Raw genomic sequence first — 18,654 nt, 5'->3', positions numbered from 1 at the left:
CAATGAAGGGAATGTTAGTGCATGCAAGGTAAAGTTAAATGGTTCAACGCTGAGAAGGGTTATGGCTTCATCGAGACTTCCGAGGGTGGAGACGTATTCGTGCACTTCTCTGCAATTCAGTCTGAAGGCTTCAAGACTCTCGAAGAAGGACAAGACGTAGAGTTCGATATCGTCGAAGGAGCTCGTGGACCGCAAGCGGCTAACGTTGTCAAGTTATAATCATCCCGGCACAGCCGACCTACATATAATGGTATCGATGGTTAACAATTGAGAATCGATTAGCAACAAGACCCCAGTGATTGGGGTCTTTTCTTTTTGTTATTTTTAAAGCGTTTTTTTCGTTTTTTACGGTTTTTACACTGCCTTTACATATGGTATAATGAATAGGCAAAGGAGGAGTGCTTTATGAATTTAAGTATTCGAGGTCAACAGATTGTTGTGACTGATGCTTTGCGTGATTATGTGGACAAAAAGCTTAGTCGTCTTCAAAAGTACTTTGATGCACCCCCCAGCTCTGATGGAAGTGTCACTTTGAATGTAGCACGAGGCGTTCACACGGTGGAAGTTACGATTCCGCTACCCGGCGTTTTGCTCCGGGCCGAGGACAGGAGCGATGATATGTATGCATCGATCGACGCCGTTGTGGACAAGCTAGAACGTCAGATTCGCAAGTATAAGACGAAGATTACCCGCAGGATTCGGCAGGAAGGCTTGAAAGGTCTGTTGGTTGAAGAACCGGCCGACGGTTCGCTGCTTGTGCAGACCGAGAAGGAAGAAGATGATAGTGAACTGCAGGTGGTCCGTACCAAGCGTTTTACTCTGAAGCCAATGGATGTGGAAGAAGCGATTTTGCAAATGGATATGCTTGGCCACAATTTCTTCGTATTTTCCAATATCGATTCGAGTGAGGTTAACGTCGTTTATAAACGAAATGACGGCCGATACGGGCTAATCGCCCAGGATTAACATTGCCTGATTCTCTTTGTTACAAATTATTGAAGATCAATTGAAATTTCAAGTTGAATTGGTGAAACTGAGCCTTTATCCGAAACGGATAAGGCTCTTTATTCGTATACACTTATTAGCAGATGCTCAGGTTTGAACACCCGTGTTGCGGCATGTCTTACAAACTGTTACAATTTAGGCAAACGACCTGTTTTGCATGAAAGGGGAAAACCATGCTAGGACTTGTAAAGAAGATCTTTGGCGACACGAACGAACGTGAAGTCAAACGTCTGACGAAGACTGTAGACTTTATTAATACATTGGAACCTGAATTTCAGAAGCTTACCGACGAGCAATTGAAGGCGAAAACGGCCGAATTCCGTGAACGGCTAGAAAAAGGCGAAACGCTTGACGACCTGCTGCCGGAGGCTTTTGCAACCGTACGTGAGGCATCCAAGCGGGTGCTTGGCAAACGTCATTATGATGTGCAGTTGCTTGGCGGGATCGCGCTGCACGAAGGCAAGATCGCCGAGATGAAAACCGGTGAAGGGAAGACGCTGGTCGGTACCCTGCCGGTTTATTTGAATGCCCTTTTGGAGAAAGGCGTTCACGTCGTTACCGTTAACGATTATTTGGCACAGCGCGACAGCGCGGAAATGGGCCAAATTTATAATTTCCTCGGCATGACCGTTGGCGTGAATTTGAACGGAATGGAGCATGCGGAGAAACAGCAAGCCTATGCATGCGATATCACCTATGGCACAAACAACGAGTTCGGTTTCGACTACCTTCGCGATAACATGGTTTTGTATAAAGAGCAAATGGTACAGCGTCCGCTCTATTATTGCATTATTGACGAAGTGGATTCCATTTTGATTGACGAAGCCCGGACTCCGCTCATCATTTCGGGACAGGCGCAGAAATCGACAGAGCTGTATTATGCAGCCGACCGTTTTGTGAAGCGTCTGATGAAGGAAGAAGACTTCACGGTCGATATTAAGGTGAAGTCGGTTGCCTTGACCGAAGCCGGCGTTGCCAAGGCCGAGAAAGCCTTTGGGATCGAGAACCTGTATGACCATGCCCACGTAACGCTGAACCACCATATAGTACAGGCGCTGAAAGCGAACGCGATTATGCGCCGGGACGTCGATTATGTGGTGACGGATGGCGAAGTCGTCATAGTCGACGAGTTCACGGGCCGCCTGATGGCCGGACGCCGCTACAGCGATGGGCTGCACCAGGCGATTGAAGCGAAGGAACAGCTCGAAGTGCAGAATGAGAGCATGACGCTCGCGACAATTACGTTCCAGAACTACTTCCGGATGTACCGCAAGCTGGCCGGCATGACCGGTACGGCGAAGACGGAGGAAGAAGAATTCAAGAAAATTTACGGGCTCGAAGTACTCCAGGTACCGACGAACCGCCCGAACATTCGTAAGGATATGCCGGATGTCGTCTATAAGAGCGAACAGGGCAAATTCAAGGCGGTTGTCGAAGAAATCGTGAAACGCCATGCCAATAACCAGCCGGTACTCGTCGGTACGGTGTCGATCGAGAACTCCGAGCTGCTGTCGGAAATGCTGAAACGCAAAGGCGTGAAGCACAAAGTGCTTAACGCGAAATACCATGCGGAGGAAGCGGAAATCATCTCCCGCGCGGGCGAACCGGGTTCGGTCACAATCGCCACAAACATGGCGGGCCGCGGTACGGACATTCTGCTTGGCGAAGAGGTCGATAAACTGGGCGGCCTGCATATTATCGGTACGGAACGCCATGAATCCCGCCGGATTGACAACCAGCTGCGCGGCCGTGCCGGTCGCCAGGGAGACCCGGGCTCGACGCAGTTCTACCTTTCCATGGGCGACGAGCTGATGAAGCGGTTTGGTGCGGACAATGTGCTGAACATGATGGACCGTCTCGGCTTTGATGAAGATTCACCGATCGAAAGCAAGATGATTACACGCGCCGTCGAATCGGCCCAGAAACGGGTGGAAGGCAATAACTTCGACGTCCGTAAAATCGTTTTGCAATATGACGATGTCATGAATCAGCAGCGTGAAATTATATATAAGCAGCGCCGCGAGGTGCTTGAGTCCGACAACATTAAGCAGATTGTCCTGGACATGATCAAGCCGGTGATCGAGCGTGTAGTTGAGGCACACTGCAGCGACGATATTCCCGAGAACTGGGAACTGGCAGAAGTTGCGGACTATGTGAACTCCAAGCTGCTGGATGGCGAAGTGACCAAAGACGAGCTGTGGGGCAAAGAGAAGGAAGAAATTACGGAGTATATTTTTGATAAAGTGATGCAAAAATATAACGCCCGCGAAGAGCAAATCGGCGGGGAAATGATTCGTGAGTTTGAAAAGGTCATTGTGCTTCGTTCCGTTGACAGCAAATGGATGGATCACATCGATGCCATGGATCAGCTTCGCCAAGGGATTCACCTGCGCGCTTACGGCGGTACGGATCCGCTTCGCGAGTATCAGTTCGAAGGCTTCGAAATGTTCCATCAGATGATCGCAAGCATCCAGGAGGAAGTTGCGACTTATATTATGAAAGCCCAAATCGAAACCAATCAGGAGCGCCAGGCGGTTGTGGAGGAGAACAAAATCTCGACGAGCGGCAGCGGCGAACCGGCCGAGAAGCGTCCTGTTCACCGCGGTGAAACGATTGGACGAAATGATCCTTGCCCATGCGGCAGCGGCAAGAAATACAAGCATTGCCACGGACAGAACGCCTAAACCGGCACTTGATGCGGAATGTTTTCATAGAATAACGAATTACGCCAGCCCCGTCTCTTTTCACGCTGATGAAATGAGGCGGCGGCTATACTTTTGCCTGAGGTGATGATGACAGATGATAGATCCAAGCGTGAAACAGGATTTAAGGGAAGTGGGCAAGAAATTATCAAACCTTAGGGGGTCTCTTTGACTTAGATCTGAAGCAAGAGATGATTGCCAACTTCGAGGAGAAGATGGCGGCCCCTGATTTTTGGGACGATAACGATGCGGCGCAGCAGGTGATCAATGAGCTGAATGCGGTCAAATCGTCCGTGGATCAATATGCCAGGCTGCAGCAGGAATATGATGACATCAGCGTGATGCTGGAGCTCGCCGAGGAAGAGGGAGACGATTCGCTGGAAGCGGAAATCGCTGCATCCTCGCAGGCGCTGGTTGACAAGCTTTCCGCATTTGAGCTGCAGCTGCTGCTGAACCAGCCTTATGACAAGATGAATGCGATTCTGGAGCTTCACCCGGGCGCAGGGGGCACCGAATCCCAGGATTGGGGCCAAATGCTGCTGCGGATGTATACCCGGTGGGCGGAGAAGCGCGGCTTCAAGGTTGAGACCCTGGACTATTTGCCGGGGGACGAAGCAGGCATCAAGAGTGTGACGCTGCTGATCAAGGGCTATAACGCTTACGGGTATTTGAAGGCGGAAAAAGGCGTGCACCGCCTGGTCCGCATCTCTCCGTTCGACTCATCCGGCCGACGCCATACCTCGTTCGTATCCTGCGATGTCGTTCCTGAAATTTCCGACGATGTCGATATTGAAATCCGCACGGAGGATCTGAAAATCGATACGTACCGAGCGAGCGGCGCCGGCGGCCAGCATATCAACACTACCGATTCGGCGGTCCGGATCACGCACCTTCCAACCGGGATTGTAGTCACCTGTCAAAATGAACGTTCGCAGATCAAAAACCGGGAACGCGCCATGACGATGCTCCGCTCGAAGCTGTACGAACGCAAGCTCGAAGAGCAGCAGAAAGAGCTGGCCGAAATTCGCGGCGAACAATCCGATATCGCGTGGGGCAGCCAGATCCGCTCTTATGTTTTTCATCCCTACAGTATGGTTAAGGATCACCGGACAGGTGTGGAGACCGGTAATGTGGGCGCTGTGATGGACGGCGATTTGGATGCGTTCATTGACGGTTATTTGAGAAGCCAGATCAAGCTGGACCAGAATTAAGAAGATTAAACGGAGGAAGAATAATCCTGAGATAGATTTCTACTTGATTGCAGAACTTTATAAGTTTTGAGGATCCCCGCAAAGGAATCGGCACAAGCTTCCGGGCAGTGCTTGACTTTGTGGGGTTGTTTTATGGAGAAATTTGCTGAGCCGCATTAGAGGAGTGAAGTTTGATGCCGCCAAAAGGCCGCAAACGACGATTAAATGATTATTTACCAGTAAACGGTCCTACCCGTTATATATTGGATACGTTTATGATTGTAATAGGTTCGTTTATCACTGCATTCGCGTTCAATTTGTTTTTGCTTCCCGCACATATCGCCTCCGGCGGCGTGTCGGGGATATCGATTATAGTGAATTACATATTTGGGGTGAATCCGGCTTACGTCCAGTGGGCGCTCAACATCCCGCTTTTTGTCGCCGGGTGGTGGCTGCTGGGCCGTGATTATGCGATCCGTTCCCTGATGGGGACGATTCTGCTGCCGCTCTTTGTCCTGTTCACGCAAGGCTGGTCGGCCCCTACCGCAGATCCGCTGCTTGCCTCCCTTTACGGCGGGATTGGGGTCGGGCTCGGACTGGGACTTGTTTTTCGGGGCAGGGGTTCAACCGGAGGCTTGTCGACACTCGCACAGATTGTGCAAAAATACAGCGGCCTTAACCTGGCGACATGTGTCGTGCTGATGGACGGTACGGTCATTACCTTGGCAGGCTTCCTGCTTTCCTGGGAAAAAGCGCTCTACGCGCTGATCGGCCTCTATATTACCGGCAAAATTATTGACGCCGTGGAGCTTGGATTCAGCTATACGAAGGTGGCCTACATCATTGCCGATAAAACGGACGAGCTGTCCGAAGCGGTGTTGCATCATTTGGACCGCGGATTGACCAAGCTGGAAGCCAAGGGCGGTTATACCGGAGATGACCGTACCGTGCTGATGGTGGTCGTGAATCAAAGCGAGGTCACCCGCCTGAAGACGATTGTCCAGATGATCGAACCAAGCGCATTTGTCATCATCAGCAATGCCCATGAAGTGCTGGGGAAAGGATTCAAAAGGCAGACGTAAATCAAAGAAACGGTCAATGACCACGAAGGTTCCCGCTACAATGGGGGCCTTTTTTGACATTGTGTTCATAAGTTTCCAGGGCCCCCGAAAAGTACCTAAATCCGCCTCAAGTAAAAGCCTCACTTTGTGGGGTTATTTGACTAAGTAGGGTCGAACCGTCCACCAGTTTTGTCTCTTTAGGAGCAGTCCCCTTCGCTCATATTAAGATCTTCTATCCATGTATAAGGCTAATCTATTAGCAGATTTATTGACGGAGCGGGAAGAAGAAGATACATTAATGTCACAATCCTTATTTAACCACTAGGAATTTACAGGTTTAAAATAAACAGAAGGATCCGTTCCAGTTCAACCGAACCCGTCTGCCGATCCATGTCAATGTCCTGGCCCAAGCCGCGGCGGAGCCGAGTTTGGCATGCCCTCCTGGCTTAAGGTAAAGATTGGCCGGCCAGAACAGAACAGGCTTTTTTGCGGAAAAGCGGCTGCAAATTCTGAGTAATGAGCGTAAGGCGGGCAATTCATCTTTTTCATAACGACCGAGGGGGTGCGGAAAATGGCATACGGCCATGAAGTAACGATCAGGGATGCGGAGGAGAAGGACCGTCCCCAAATTGAGAAGCTGCTGCTGGAAGCCTATCAGCAATATGAAGAGGTGATGCCGGCCCCACGGTGGACCGAATACCGGGAAAGCATCCGGGAATCGGTGTACAGGGAGGGGCCCGCCGCCCGAATTATCGCCGAGCTTCACGGAGAAATTGTCGGGAGCGTGCTCATGTTTCTGTCTTCCGAGGAAGCTTACGGCCGGCCAGAGCTGGACATTCATGCGCCGATTATCCGGCTGCTCGCAACCTCTCCCCGCGTCAGAGGGAAAGGCATTGCAACCCGGCTGATCCAGGAAAGCATTAGACGCGCTGTCTCGCTAGGAGGCGAAAGACTTCATCTGCATACCTCCGATCTCATGTCTTCGGCCATCCGGCTGTACGAGTACCTTGGTTTTGAACGGACGCCGGAGAAAGAGATGTATAATGGCGAGGTGCTGGTCAAATGCTACAGCCTGCCGCTGCTTCGGGAGAAGGCCGAGGCGTAAACGGAAGGAGATTCGTGAAAAAAAGTTAGAACTTAGACAGACATAGAACAAAACGGGAATGACGGTGGGGAAGTTGCAGCCCGCTTATAGAGTCACGTACTGACTTTGGGCAGCGGGTGCAAACCTATCCTCATCTCTCTTTCGCGTATAGAAGAAGTATGGGTTTATCGCACCAAAGCCCGTACGTTAATTTATTATTGACCAAACGGTCTGAAAAGGATAAGATAGTTTCAGAAGGAAGGGTTGATGTCATGGCGAGAAGCAAGGAATTCGATACGACGCTTGTCCTGCACAAGGCGATGGAGATATTCGGGCACTATGGCTACGAGGGCACTTCGCTGCAAAATTTGCTGGACGGACTCGGCATAGCCCGCCAAAGTCTGTATGACACATATGGAACTAAACGGGATCTGTTTGTCTCGGCGGTCAAGCATTATGTAAACGAGAAAACGGCGGCTGTTATTTCGCTTCTGGAACGCCCGGGTTCGGTAAAAGAGGCCATTGCCGATATCTTTCATGAAGGCGCAGCCGTATTGAAAAATGAACGCCGCAGGGAGTGCTTCATCCTGCACAGCGCGATTGACCAGGTTCCGCACGACCCGGAAATCGCGGCATTTTTCAAGCAGGATATGGAACGCTTGGAGCATGCTTTTTATAAAGCGTTAGTCCGCTCCCGGGAGCAGGGCGAATTCGGAAATCGCCAGCAAGACCTGCTTGCCTTGGCCCGTTATTTGAACCATTCGCGGTATTCGCTGACCCAGGTGGCCAAATTGACCTCGGATCCCAAAGCGCTGGACGATATGACAGCAGTTATTCTTACTACGCTTGATTTATAATGAAGGGTTTTTGACGCTTCATTATATTTTTTTGAACATTTTGACTGTTTAGTCTGAAAAGGAGGTGTTCAGCATTGGAAATGGGAAAGCCCGCCCGGCCATTTGGCAATTCAGCAATTCAGTATTATTTTTGATAATTTCGGACTAAACAGTCTATAAAAGGAGAGATTTCCCATGAACCAAAGCAAGTATAAAGGCTTGGCGCTAATCATCCTCGCCGTTTCCCAGCTCATGCTGGCCCTGGACTACACGATTATTTTTGTGGGGCTGCCTTCTCTCGGAACAGATTTGGGCTTTACAGCGAGCCATTTGCAGTGGGTTGTCAGCGCTTATTCGCTGGCCTTTGGCGGCTTTCTTCTTCTGGAGGGAGGTTGTCGGATCTGCTCGGCAGGCGGCGAATGTTTATGATCGCCATGGCGCTTTTCGGCTTGGGCTCTTTGCTTGGCGGTTTGGCGCAGTCCCAGCTGCTGCTTATTATTGCAAGGGGGATTCAGGGACTTGGCGGGGCGCTCCTGTCGCCGGCGACACTGTCGCTTATTATGTCTAATTTCGAGGAAGGCAAGGAGCGGAATCATGCGCTGAGTGTCTGGGCCTCCATGGGCGGAATCGGATTATCCCTGGGGCTTCTGCTTGGCGGGGTGTTAACCAGCTACATCAGCTGGGAAGCGACCTTCTTTGTCAATGTGCCGATTGCATTGCTGGCCTTCCTTCTTTCTCCTGTAGCCCTCAGAGAGAGCAGAACGCCGTCGGCAGCTTGGCGTTATGATTTGGCAGGCACGGTTTCGGTAACGGCGGGCATGATGTTATTGGTTTATTATCTCATCCAGTCCCCGGTTGAAGGCTGGCTTCATCCCGGCACGATCATCCCGGGGGCGATCGGAGCGGTTCTCCTGCTATTGTTTGTTATCATTGAAAAACGTACTTCCGAGCCTCTCGTTCCTTTCCGGTTGTTCCGGATTCGCGGGTTAACGGGCGCTGCGCTGACTGCCGCTTTATTTTCGGCTTCTTTCGGTACGCTTTACTACTTCCTTACGCTCTACACGCAAAAGGTGCTGAACTACTCCGCCATTCAGTCGGGACTCAGCTTTCTGCCTTTGGCCCTCAGCGCACTATTTGGGGCCCGATTTATCAACAAAATGGTTACGGCTATCGGGACAGGAGGAACGATTGCAGTCGGGATGGGACTTGGCGGGGGCGGTTTCATCCTCCTCACCGGTCTGTCCGAAACGGGTTCCGCGTGGGGGATCATTCCGGGATTGCCGCAAGCTCGGGGATTGAGATGAAAGAGCAGGGCGTGGCGTCCGCCATCGTTCGACGGGACAGCAAATCGGCAGCTCGGTCGGCTTGGCCGTCATCATGGCGATCATCTCCGCCCGCATGGGCACAAACGCGACCTTGGAATCCATGGCGCCTGCCGATCTGAACGGTGCGATTCGTACTGCTTTCCTGATCGCCATCGCCGTTGTTTTGCTGGGGATTGCGGTCGCCTTTACCGTGTTGAAATCGAAGAAACCGGATTCCATGGAAACAAGCTCTAAGCCGCTTCATTAATGCAGCGAAAAAAAAGATCATCGGGCAGTTCATGCTGCCTGATGATCCTTTTTTGCCGTGCGCTATCGGCATCAAATGCCGGTACTCATCGCTTTAGCTCCTTATCGCCTCAAAACTTGACCCGTTCGGCGATGTACGCCTTGAGATCGGCGATCGGCATCCGCGTTTGCTCCATCGTGTCGCGGCCCCGGACCGTTACCTGGCCGTCCTGCTCCGATTCGAAATCGTACGTGATGCAGAATGGCGTGCCGATTTCATCGTGACGGCGGTACCGTTTGCCGATCGATCCGGTGTCGTCGTAATCGACCGTAAAGTCGGTCGCCAGATCGGCGAAGATGCGCTGCGCGCCTTCCGCCAGCTTTTTCGACAGCGGGAATATGGCCGCTTTGACCGGCGCAAGCGCCGGGTGAAAGTGCAGCACGGTGCGGCGATCGTCGCCCTCAAGCTGCTGCTCCTCGAACGCGTCGATCAGGAAGGCCAGCGTGACGCGGTCGGCCCCGAGCGACGGCTCGATGCAGAACGGAACGTAGCGTTCGTTCGACTCTTGGTCGATATACTTAAAATCTTCGCCCGAATGCTCCATATGCTGCTTCAGATCGTAATCGGTCCGGTCGGCGATACCCCACAGCTCGCCCCAACCGAACGGGAAGCGGTACTCGATGTCCGTCGTCGCGTTGCTATAGTGCGACAGCTCATCCTCCGAATGGTCGCGCAGACGAATATGGTCTTCCTTGATACCGAGCGACAGCAGCCAGTCGCGGCAGAAGCCGCGCCAATACTCGAACCATTTCAGGTCTTCGCCGGGCTTGCAGAAAAACTCGAGCTCCATCTGTTCGAATTCGCGCGTGCGGAATGTGAAGTTGCCGGGCGTAATTTCGTTGCGGAAGCTTTTGCCGATTTGGCCGATGCCGAACGGCATTTTTTTGCGCATCGTGCGCTGTACGTTTTTGAAGTTGACGAAGATGCCCTGCGCCGTCTCCGGGCGGAGATAAATCTCGTTCGTGCTCGACTCGGTGACGCCCTGGAACGTTTTGAACATCAGATTGAATTGGCGGATGTCGGTAAAATCGCGGCTGCCACAGTCCGGGCAGAGGATTTGGTGTTCGTCGATAAGCGCCTTCATCTGATCGAACGACAAACCGTCGACGACCATCTCGATCCCTTTCGCCTCGAGCGCGTTTTCGATGATTTTATCCGCGCGATGGCGCGCCTTGCACTGCTTGCAGTCGATCATCGGGTCGTTGAAGTTGCCGACGTGACCGGAAGCGACCCACGCCTGCGGGTTCATCAGAATCGCCGCGTCTAGTCCGACGTTGTACGGCGATTCCTGGATAAACTTTTTCCACCAAGCGCGTTTGATGTTGTTTTTCAGCTCAACGCCGAGCGGGCCGTAATCCCACGTGTTCGCAAGACCGCCGTAAATTTCCGAGCCGGGAAAAATGAACCCCCGGTGCTTCGCCAGCGCGACTACCTGATCCATCGTTGTGTTGCTCATGAATGACACTCCTTTTGAATTGTTTGCGATGATAACGCCGGTTTCCCAATAAAGGGGCGCGAGGTCGTCAAGCCGTCAAAGCGATAGCGCTTCTAACCATCGCGATGTCCTGCGCCGGGGGCGAAACGGCAACAAAAAAAGCCCCCATCCCTACGGCATGCATTTCATGCCTAGGGACGAGAGCTGTTGCGCACCCGCGGTTCCACCCTAGTTGACGCCCTGACGAAAACACAGGGCCCCCACTTTCCAGACAAAATCGGCTCCGGACTGCCGTTTCCCTGATTCCTTGACCGGGCTTTCACCGTCCCCGGCTCGCTGCGCAATTGAGACGTTCAGGTACTATAGGTCCATCTTCGCCTTGACGACAATCTTAGTAGCGTTAATATTACCGAAAAACGAATGAAAAATCAATGACTCGTCCATCATTGTCCATAAGCGCTGCAATCGCTGCAATACAGGCGAACAGACAAGAGGGGGTTCGGTGAGCAGCTCTTTTGCGCCCATGAATATTTTCTCCGGAATCGTTGTATTTATATTAGTATGAATGTATAATAATACATATTTAGGTTTCGGCGATGCATATATCATAAATCGTACAGCTTAAGAAAGCGAGGTAAGCATGTTGGCAACTGAGCAGAATAAAGTAAAAGTGGCTATCGTCGGTTCCACCGGGTACGGAGGTGTGGAGCTGATTCGTTTTTTATTGGGGCATCCGCTGGTAGAGATTGCCTCGGTCATTTCATCATCAAGCGCCGGTGAGCCGATTACAGTAGGGTTCCCGCATTTATCGAATATTTTGGTGAATTCCCTTGACGGAGTGGATGTGGCGGAGATCAAGTCCAAGGCCGATGTTGTCTTTACGGCTACGCCTGCCGGCGTCAGCGGCAAGCTTGCGCCGCAGCTCCTTGAAGCTGGGCTCAAAGTGATCGACCTGTCCGGCGATTTCCGCCTCAAGGAAGGCGCAGTATATGAGCAGTGGTATAAGCGCGAGGCTCCGGCGGCCGGGCTGCTGGAACAGGCGGTGTACGGGCTGTGCGAGATTAACGGAGAAAAAGTCCGGGGCGTAGAGCTGATTTCGAATCCCGGCTGTTATCCTACCGCGACGCTGCTAGGCCTGATTCCGGCGCTTCAAGAAGGCTGGATTGATCCGGACAGCATCATTATCGACGCCAAGTCCGGTGTGTCTGGGGCAGGGCGTGGAACGAATCTGACAACGCATTATGCGGAAATCAATGAAAACCTGAAGGCTTATAAACTTAATAAGCATCAGCACATTCCGGAAATCGAGCAGGCTCTGGCCGCTGCATCCGGAAAGCCGGTGACCGTTACGTTCACCACCCATCTCGTGCCGATGACGCGAGGAATTATGAGCACAATGTATGCGCGTTTGACCGGAACCCGTTCCGAGCAGGAACTCATTGACCTGTACCGCAATTATTATGAAGGACGGCCGTTTGTGCGGATCCGCGAGGCGGGCAAATATCCGGCAACGAAGGAAGTATACGGCTCCAATTATTGCGATATCGGTTTTGCCGCAGATCCGCGCACGGGCAGACTGACGATTGTCTCCGTGATTGACAATGTCGTCAAGGGTGCGGCAGGCCAGGCGATCCAGAACCTGAACCTGATGATGGGCTGGGACGAAACGACCGGACTTACACTGAGTCCTGTATATCCGTAAAGGGCGAGAGGAGATTGACATGGGAGTTATTGAACAGTGGAGCGCGGTGAAGGGCGGTTCGGTTACTTCGCCGCTGGGGTTTCAGGCGGGAGGACTGCATTGCGGGCTTAAAAAGACACAGCGCAACGATCTCGGCGTCATTGTATGCGAGGTTCCCGCTGTGGCGGCGGCCGTATACACGACGAACGTATTTCAGGCGGCGCCGCTGAAGGTGACGCGTGACAGCTTGGCGGACCGCCGGCTGCGCGCGGTCGTCGTGAACAGCGGCAACGCCAATGCCTGCACGGGAGAGCAGGGCGAGGCGGATGCCTTTGCGATGCGCGCGGCCGCCGCATCGGTGTTTGGACTGGCGGAAGCCGACGTGGCGGTAGCCTCGACAGGCGTGATCGGCGAGGCGCTGCCGATGGACCGCGTGATCGGCGGCATCTCCAGACTGCCGGAAGCGGCGGCTTACGGCGAGGAAGGCGCTGAGCAGTTCAGCCAGGCGATATTGACGACCGACCTGGTCAAAAAGGAAGCCTGTGTGAAGCTGCTGGTAGACGGCCGCGAAGTTACGATTGGCGGCGCCTGCAAAGGGTCGGGGATGATTCACCCGAACATGGCGACCATGCTCGCTTTTGTCACAACGGATGCGGAAGTCGAGCCTGCCGCGCTGCAGAGCCTGCTCTCCGAGACGACCAATACAACTTTCAATATGATTACGGTTGACGGCGATACGAGCACAAACGATATGCTGCTTGTCATGGCGAGCGGACTTGCGGGAAATCGTCCCCTGTCGGCCGGCCACCCGGATTGGGACCGTTTTGCCGCGGCTTTCCGGCATGTCTGCGAGTCTCTGGCCAAGCAGATTGCCCGCGACGGCGAAGGAGCGGCCCACCTGATCGAAGTGCAGGTGACGGGAGCGTTGAATGACGCGTCCGCCGGAGCGATTGCGAAGACGATTGTAGGCTCCAGCCTGGTGAAATCGGCCGTTTTTGGCGCGGATGCCAACTGGGGGCGCATCATCGCCGCAGCGGGCAGGGCGGGCGAGCCGATTAACCCGGCCGCCGTCGATATCAGGCTTGGGCCGATTGAGGTGCTCCGCCAGTCAAGGCCGGTTTCGTTCGATGAAGAAGCGGCGCTGGAATATTTGAAGGGGGACACGGTGCAGATCTTCGTGGATCTCCACGGCGGGGAAGGCACCGCCACAGCCTGGGGCTGTGATCTCACCTATGACTATGTCCGCATCAACGCGGCTTACCGGACCTAAAAAGAGGTCAAACACCGTTTTAGGCAGACTATTCATAAATGTATTTTTTAAGAGAGGGGAAGAACCAGAATGAATACATCGGCCGAGAACGCATCGCAAGGGCAAGCAGTTGACCAAGCGACCAAAGGAATGTTCGTGATGAAGTGCGGGGGCAGCACGCTGGCCGCGCTGCCGGAAGTCTTTTTCGAGGAGCTTGTCACCCTTCAGGAGAACGGCTATCAGCCGGTTATTGTGCACGGCGGAGGCCCGGCCATTTCGGACAATCTGGCCAAGCTTGGCATTGAGACCAAGTTTGTAAACGGCCTGCGCTATACGTCTGAAGAAGTGCTTGACGTGGTGGAGATGGTGCTGTCCGGAACCATCAACAAGCAGATTGTGCGCCGGATTCAAAGCGCGGGCGGAAAAGCGCTCGGGCTGTCCGGAAGTGACGGTTCGCTGCTGCTGGCGAAGCCGGTCGCTGCAAGCAGCCAGGTTGGGCTTGTGGGCGATATCACCGAAGTGAATGCAGAGCTGCTCGAAGGCGTAATGTCCCTTGGCTATATGCCTATTGTCGCTCCGCTTGGTGTGACGAAGGCGGGACAGCGCCTGAACATCAATGCCGACACTGCGGCGGGCGCGGTAGCCTCCCGGCTTGGCGTACAGCGGATGATTGTCGTCACCGACGTGCCCGGCATTCTGAAGACCGTAAACGGGGAGAAGCGCGTGCTTCCGTCCGTAACCGTCCAGCAGATCGAGGACATGATCGGGAACGGCGAAATCTATGGCGGCATGATTCCAAAGGTGCGGGCGGCAATCGCCTGCATTCACGGTCAGGTGAAAGAAGTGGTGATTATAAGCGGCGCCGAGCCTCAGGTGCTCAGCCGGGTGCTCAAAGGCGAGAACATCGGGACGCGGATCGTACGGATGTAACAAGCAGGCTGGCGAACAGATCGCTTAGCAGCACGCGCTGCTTGCCAAAGTGAAGTATTCTATCCCGAAGGAAGGGTCGTAGAGCCGGCCTTTAGGTTGTATAATAAGGGGCAATAGCGAACATAAGAATGGTTTTCATAGTTTTCGTACGGAGCGCTGGTCCCTGACAAAAACAGGAAAGCGGCCATTTTTATTTGATTTTTGCAGCATACTAAAATAATCTGGGTGAAGGGGTAGAGATGCGATGACAATGACACCGCCGGAACTGAAACAAGCTGAGGAGAACAAGGCAAGCCATAGCGAGGAAGAGCCGAGCGCTCTTTTTCCCAATTATGCGCGTTATCCGCTTGCGCTGGTCAAGGGCCACGGAAGCTGGTTGTGGGATGATAAAGGCAACCGTTATCTGGATTTCATGAGCGGGCTTGCGGTTACCAACCTGGGGCATGCGCCCGAGAAAGTGAAAGCCAAGCTGAAAAGCCAGCTGGATCAGCTGTGGCATTCGTCAAATTTGTTCCAGATGCCGATGCAGGAGAAAGCGGCGAAGCTGCTGACTGAACAATGCGCGGCGGATGCGGTGTTCTTCTGCAACAGCGGAGCCGAAGCCAATGAGGCGGCAATCAAGCTGGCCCGCAGATACTTCCAGAAAATCAAGGGCGAGGACCGCTACGAGATCATTACGTTCGACAAATCTTTCCACGGACGCACGATGGCTACGCTGACGGCTACCGGCCAGAACAAGGTCAAGGAGGGCTTTGATCCGCTGCCGACCGGCTTCAAAACCGTTCCGCTGCATGACGAGGAAGCTCTGAAGGCGGCGATCGGTCCGCATACGGCGGCGATCATGCTGGAAATGATTCAGGCTGAGGGCGGCGTTCACCCGGTTTCGCCGGAGTTTGTGCAGACGATCAAGGGCTTGTGCGAGGAGCACGGCCTGCTGCTGATCGTGGACGAGGTGCAGACCGGCATGGGCCGGACCGGAAAATGGTTCGCTCACCAGCATTACGGCATCGAGCCGGATATTTTTACTGTTGCCAAAGGCATCGCCAGCGGTTTTCCGGCAGGTGCGATGCTCGGCAAAGCCTATCTGCGCGAAGCGTTCACGGCGGGAAGCCACGGCTCCACGTTTGGCGGAACTCCCCTCGCCACTTCCGCGATTATCGCAACGCTTGAAGTGATGGTGGAGGACAACCTGCCGCAGCGCGCCGAAGAGATGGGCCAATATTTGCGGGAGCAGCTGCAGCAGAAGCTGGCGGGTCTGCCGTTCGTGAAGGAGATCCGCGGCAAAGGCCTGCTGGTCGGCATCGAATGCGCAGGACCGGTCTCGGACATCGTGCTGGCCGGACAGAAGAACAAATTGCTGTTCGTCACGGCCGGTCCGGATGTGATCCGTCTGCTGCCGAACCTGTATGTCAGTCATGAGGAAATCGACCAGGCTGTGGAGACGATCCGTCTTGTGATCGAAGCCCATGTGGAGCAGAGTAAGGAGGAAGCTTAAGCAGATGAGTTTGGTACAAGCAGGCAAAACATACAATCTTGGCGGACGGGATTTTATCGAATTGACCGACTATTCGACGGAGGAGATTCGTTATTTGATCGATCTCGCTATCGAGATCAAGCGCAAGCAGAAGAACGGGGAAGCGTATCAGCCTTTGCTGGGCAAGACGGTAGGACTGATTTTTGAAAAATCTTCGACGAGAACCCGCGTTTCTTTTGAAGTAGGGGTTTATCAGCTCGGGGGCCATGCCTTGTTCCTCAGCAAAAATGACATCCAGCTCGGACGCGGCGAAACAATCGCCGACACGGCCGGGGTCATGTCCCGTTATCTGGACGGCATCATGATCCGCACGTTCGGTCACGACCGTGTTGTGGATCTCGCCCGGTTCTCCACCGTTCCGGTTATCAACGGCCTTAGCGATCTGGCCCATCCGTGCCAGGTGCTGGCGGATTACCAGACGATTTATGAACATAAGGGCCAACTGGAAGGACTGAAGCTGGCCTATATCGGGGACGGCAACAATATGGCCCATTCGCTGATGATCGGCGGCGCCAAGCTTGGCGTGAGTGTGTCCATCGCTAGTCCGGAAGGCTATGAACCGGATTCGCAAATTATGGCGGACAGCCGGGAGCTCGCTGCGGCGACCGGGGCGACCATTGAAGTGGTGCGCGATCCGCGCGAAGCGGTCAAAGACGCCGATGTGATCTATACGGATGTATGGGCAAGCATGGGCTTCGAGGAGGAGCAGAAGGCGCGGGAAGCCGCGTTCGCCTCTTATCAGGTGAATGAAGAGCTTGCGGCGCTCGCGAAGCCGGATTACCTGTTCATGCACTGCCTGCCGGCCCACCGCGGCGAGGAAGTAAGCGAAGGCGTCATTGACGGAAGCAACTCCATTATTTTTGATCAGGCGGAAAATCGTCTCCATGCGCAGAAAGCATTGATGGCGGCGCTGATCGGATAAAGGGCACCTAACGACAGGTGCCAGTGGCAGCCAGGGCAAGCTTGGGTAGCCTGTAGTCAGACAGGCATCCGGCTGCCGGAATACCGCAGCGAAAGCTGCGGTACATTTATGGAAAGGGGATAAGTACTTATCATGGCAAAAGAAAAAATCGTACTCGCGTATTCGGGAGGCCTGGATACGTCGATTATCCTGAAATGGCTTAAAGAAACGTACGACGCGGAAATCATCGCTTTTACGGCCGATATCGGCCAGAAGGAAGAGCTCGACGGTCTGGAAGCCAAGGCGCTTGCAACAGGCGCGTCCAAAGTCTACATTGACGATCTGCGCGAGGAATTCGCAAAGGACTTTATTTTCCCAATGTTCCAGTCCGGTGCTTTGTATGAAGGCCAGTATCTGCTGGGCACGAGCATCGCCCGCCCGCTGATCGCGAAGCGGATGGTGGACATCGCCAGAGCCGAAGGCGCTACAGCGATCGCCCACGGCGCGACTGGCAAGGGGAATGACCAAGTGCGTTTCGAGCTGAATGCGGCAGCGATCGCGCCGGAAATCAAGGTCATCGCCCCTTGGCGTCTGCCTGAGTTCCGTGAGACGTTCCCGGGACGGGCGGAAATGATCGCCTACGCGGAATCCCACGGCATCCCGGTCACGGCATCGGCAGCGAAGCCGTATTCGATGGACCGCAACCTGCTGCATATCAGTTACGAGAGCGGTGTGCTGGAGGATCCGTGGTTTGACGCAAGCGCGCCGGAGAACAAGGGGATGTATCTGCTGAGCGTAGACCCGGAGGATGCGCCGGATCAGGCTGAATATATCGAGATTGATTTTGAAAAGGGGAACGCGGTCGCCATCAACGGCGAGAAGCTGGACCCGCTCCGCGTGATGGAGAAGCTGAATGAGCTGGGCGGCAAGCACGGCATTGGACGCGTGGATATGGTGGAAAACCGCTTTGTCGGTATGAAGAGCCGCGGCGTATATGAAACTCCGGGAGGCACGATCCTGTTCGCCGCCCACCGCAAAATGGAGTCCATCACGATGGACCGCGAAGTGATGAACCTGCGCGACAGCCTTATTACCCGCTACAGCACCCTTGTTTACAACGGCTTCTGGTTCGCTCCGGAGCGTCTGGCGCTGCAGGCTTTGGTGACGGAAAGCCAGCAGAATGTAACGGGGACGGTACGTCTGAAGCTTTATAAAGGGAATGTGATCGCTGCGGGCGTGAAGAGCCCTGTCAGCCTTTATAATCCGAATATCGCTACCATGGAAGCCGATCCGACGCAAGCGTACGATCAAGGGGATGCAACGGGCTTTATCCACCTCAATGCGCTTCGCCTGAAAGTTTCCGCCGGCGTCAAACAAAGCAACAACTAAGACAGACTATCAAGGGCTCGAGGGGCTATGAATGAAGGAGTGAATT

General features: G+C 53.8%; 18 protein-coding genes. 16 read left to right on the top strand and 2 right to left on the bottom strand.

Features of this window, described 5'->3' with window-relative positions; genetic code table 11:
* Nucleotides 1-21 precede the first annotated feature (21 nt).
* The 10 genes from K7397_RS00375 to K7397_RS21200 all read left to right on the top strand — a co-directional run bounded on the left by K7397_RS00375 (nucleotide 22) and on the right by K7397_RS21200 (nucleotide 9,450).
* Complete coding sequence (locus K7397_RS00375) at nucleotides 22-219, top strand: cold shock domain-containing protein (RefSeq protein WP_223065951.1); 198 nt, start codon at nucleotides 22-24, stop codon at nucleotides 217-219.
* Nucleotides 220-405: 186 nt separating this feature from the next.
* Nucleotides 406-966, top strand: a complete 561-nt coding sequence (gene hpf / locus K7397_RS00370) for a ribosome hibernation-promoting factor, HPF/YfiA family (RefSeq protein WP_223065950.1) — start codon at nucleotides 406-408, stop codon at nucleotides 964-966.
* A 212-nt stretch (nucleotides 967-1,178) separates the two neighbouring features.
* Nucleotides 1,179-3,689, top strand: a complete 2,511-nt coding sequence (gene secA, locus K7397_RS00365) for a preprotein translocase subunit SecA (RefSeq protein ID WP_223065949.1) — start codon at nucleotides 1,179-1,181, stop codon at nucleotides 3,687-3,689.
* Between the two features lie 115 nt (nucleotides 3,690-3,804).
* Nucleotides 3,805-4,918, top strand: a protein-coding gene (gene prfB, locus K7397_RS00360; RefSeq protein ID WP_223065948.1) for a peptide chain release factor 2 whose coding sequence is annotated in 2 segments (ribosomal slippage) — nucleotides 3,805-3,876 and nucleotides 3,878-4,918 — 1,113 coding nt in all. Because the reading frame shifts where the segments join, the coding sequence is not laid out codon by codon here.
* A 173-nt stretch (nucleotides 4,919-5,091) separates the two neighbouring features.
* Nucleotides 5,092-5,979: a YitT family protein gene (locus tag K7397_RS00355; protein ID WP_223065947.1), complete on the top strand. Its 888-nt coding sequence runs from the start codon at nucleotides 5,092-5,094 to the stop codon at nucleotides 5,977-5,979.
* A gap of 550 nt (nucleotides 5,980-6,529) precedes the next feature.
* A complete protein-coding gene (locus tag K7397_RS00350; RefSeq protein ID WP_223065946.1) occupies nucleotides 6,530-7,063 on the top strand; it encodes a GNAT family N-acetyltransferase in 534 nt (177 codons plus the stop codon).
* Nucleotides 7,064-7,314: 251 nt separating this feature from the next.
* Nucleotides 7,315-7,899, top strand: coding sequence for a TetR/AcrR family transcriptional regulator (locus K7397_RS00345; protein WP_223065945.1), 585 nt, complete (start codon nucleotides 7,315-7,317; stop codon nucleotides 7,897-7,899).
* 174 nt (nucleotides 7,900-8,073) lie between these two features.
* Nucleotides 8,074-8,307, top strand: coding sequence for a hypothetical protein (locus K7397_RS21205; protein ID WP_237690562.1), 234 nt, complete (start codon nucleotides 8,074-8,076; stop codon nucleotides 8,305-8,307).
* Complete coding sequence (locus K7397_RS00340) at nucleotides 8,271-9,182, top strand: MFS transporter (RefSeq protein WP_237690561.1); 912 nt, start codon at nucleotides 8,271-8,273, stop codon at nucleotides 9,180-9,182. The genes K7397_RS21205 and K7397_RS00340 overlap by 37 nt, the downstream gene beginning before the upstream one ends.
* 61 nt (nucleotides 9,183-9,243) lie before the next feature.
* Nucleotides 9,244-9,450, top strand: a complete 207-nt coding sequence (locus K7397_RS21200) for a hypothetical protein (protein WP_237690560.1) — start codon at nucleotides 9,244-9,246, stop codon at nucleotides 9,448-9,450.
* Between the two features lie 109 nt (nucleotides 9,451-9,559).
* Here the strand turns inward: K7397_RS21200 and K7397_RS00335 are convergent, their stop codons facing one another.
* On the bottom strand, nucleotides 9,560-10,945 hold the full coding sequence (locus K7397_RS00335; RefSeq protein WP_223065944.1) for a glycine--tRNA ligase: 1,386 nt from the start codon (nucleotides 10,943-10,945) through the stop codon (nucleotides 9,560-9,562).
* Nucleotides 10,946-11,284: 339 nt separating this feature from the next.
* Nucleotides 11,285-11,449: a hypothetical protein gene (locus K7397_RS00330; RefSeq protein WP_223065943.1), complete on the bottom strand. Its 165-nt coding sequence runs from the start codon at nucleotides 11,447-11,449 to the stop codon at nucleotides 11,285-11,287.
* Nucleotides 11,450-11,564: 115 nt separating this feature from the next.
* Between K7397_RS00330 and argC the strand changes: the two genes are divergently transcribed.
* The 6 genes from argC to K7397_RS00300 all read left to right on the top strand — a co-directional run bounded on the left by argC (nucleotide 11,565) and on the right by K7397_RS00300 (nucleotide 18,608).
* Nucleotides 11,565-12,626 carry an N-acetyl-gamma-glutamyl-phosphate reductase gene (argC, locus tag K7397_RS00325; RefSeq protein ID WP_223065942.1) on the top strand — a complete coding sequence of 354 codons (1,062 nt, stop codon included), beginning with the start codon at nucleotides 11,565-11,567 and terminating at the stop codon, nucleotides 12,624-12,626.
* 19 nt (nucleotides 12,627-12,645) lie between these two features.
* Nucleotides 12,646-13,875, top strand: a complete 1,230-nt coding sequence (argJ, locus tag K7397_RS00320) for a bifunctional glutamate N-acetyltransferase/amino-acid acetyltransferase ArgJ (protein ID WP_223065941.1) — start codon at nucleotides 12,646-12,648, stop codon at nucleotides 13,873-13,875.
* 129 nt (nucleotides 13,876-14,004) lie between these two features.
* The gene (argB, locus tag K7397_RS00315) at nucleotides 14,005-14,784 is read left to right on the top strand and encodes an acetylglutamate kinase (protein ID WP_420488739.1); all 780 of its coding nucleotides are present in this window, start codon (nucleotides 14,005-14,007) and stop codon (nucleotides 14,782-14,784) included.
* Nucleotides 14,785-15,034: 250 nt separating this feature from the next.
* Nucleotides 15,035-16,279, top strand: a complete 1,245-nt coding sequence (locus K7397_RS00310; RefSeq protein ID WP_237690576.1) for an acetylornithine transaminase — start codon at nucleotides 15,035-15,037, stop codon at nucleotides 16,277-16,279.
* A 4-nt stretch (nucleotides 16,280-16,283) separates the two neighbouring features.
* Nucleotides 16,284-17,240: an ornithine carbamoyltransferase gene (argF, locus tag K7397_RS00305; RefSeq protein WP_223065938.1), complete on the top strand. Its 957-nt coding sequence runs from the start codon at nucleotides 16,284-16,286 to the stop codon at nucleotides 17,238-17,240.
* A gap of 132 nt (nucleotides 17,241-17,372) precedes the next feature.
* Nucleotides 17,373-18,608, top strand: a complete 1,236-nt coding sequence (locus K7397_RS00300; protein ID WP_223065937.1) for an argininosuccinate synthase — start codon at nucleotides 17,373-17,375, stop codon at nucleotides 18,606-18,608.
* The last annotated feature ends 46 nt before the right edge of the window (nucleotides 18,609-18,654 follow it).

It is taken from the genome of Paenibacillus caui (assembly GCF_019904135.1).
GTDB lineage: Bacteria > Bacillota > Bacilli > Paenibacillales > Paenibacillaceae > Fontibacillus > Fontibacillus caui.
Note: the sequence above shows the minus strand (reverse complement) of the source record. Positions and strands in the feature narration are given on the sequence as shown.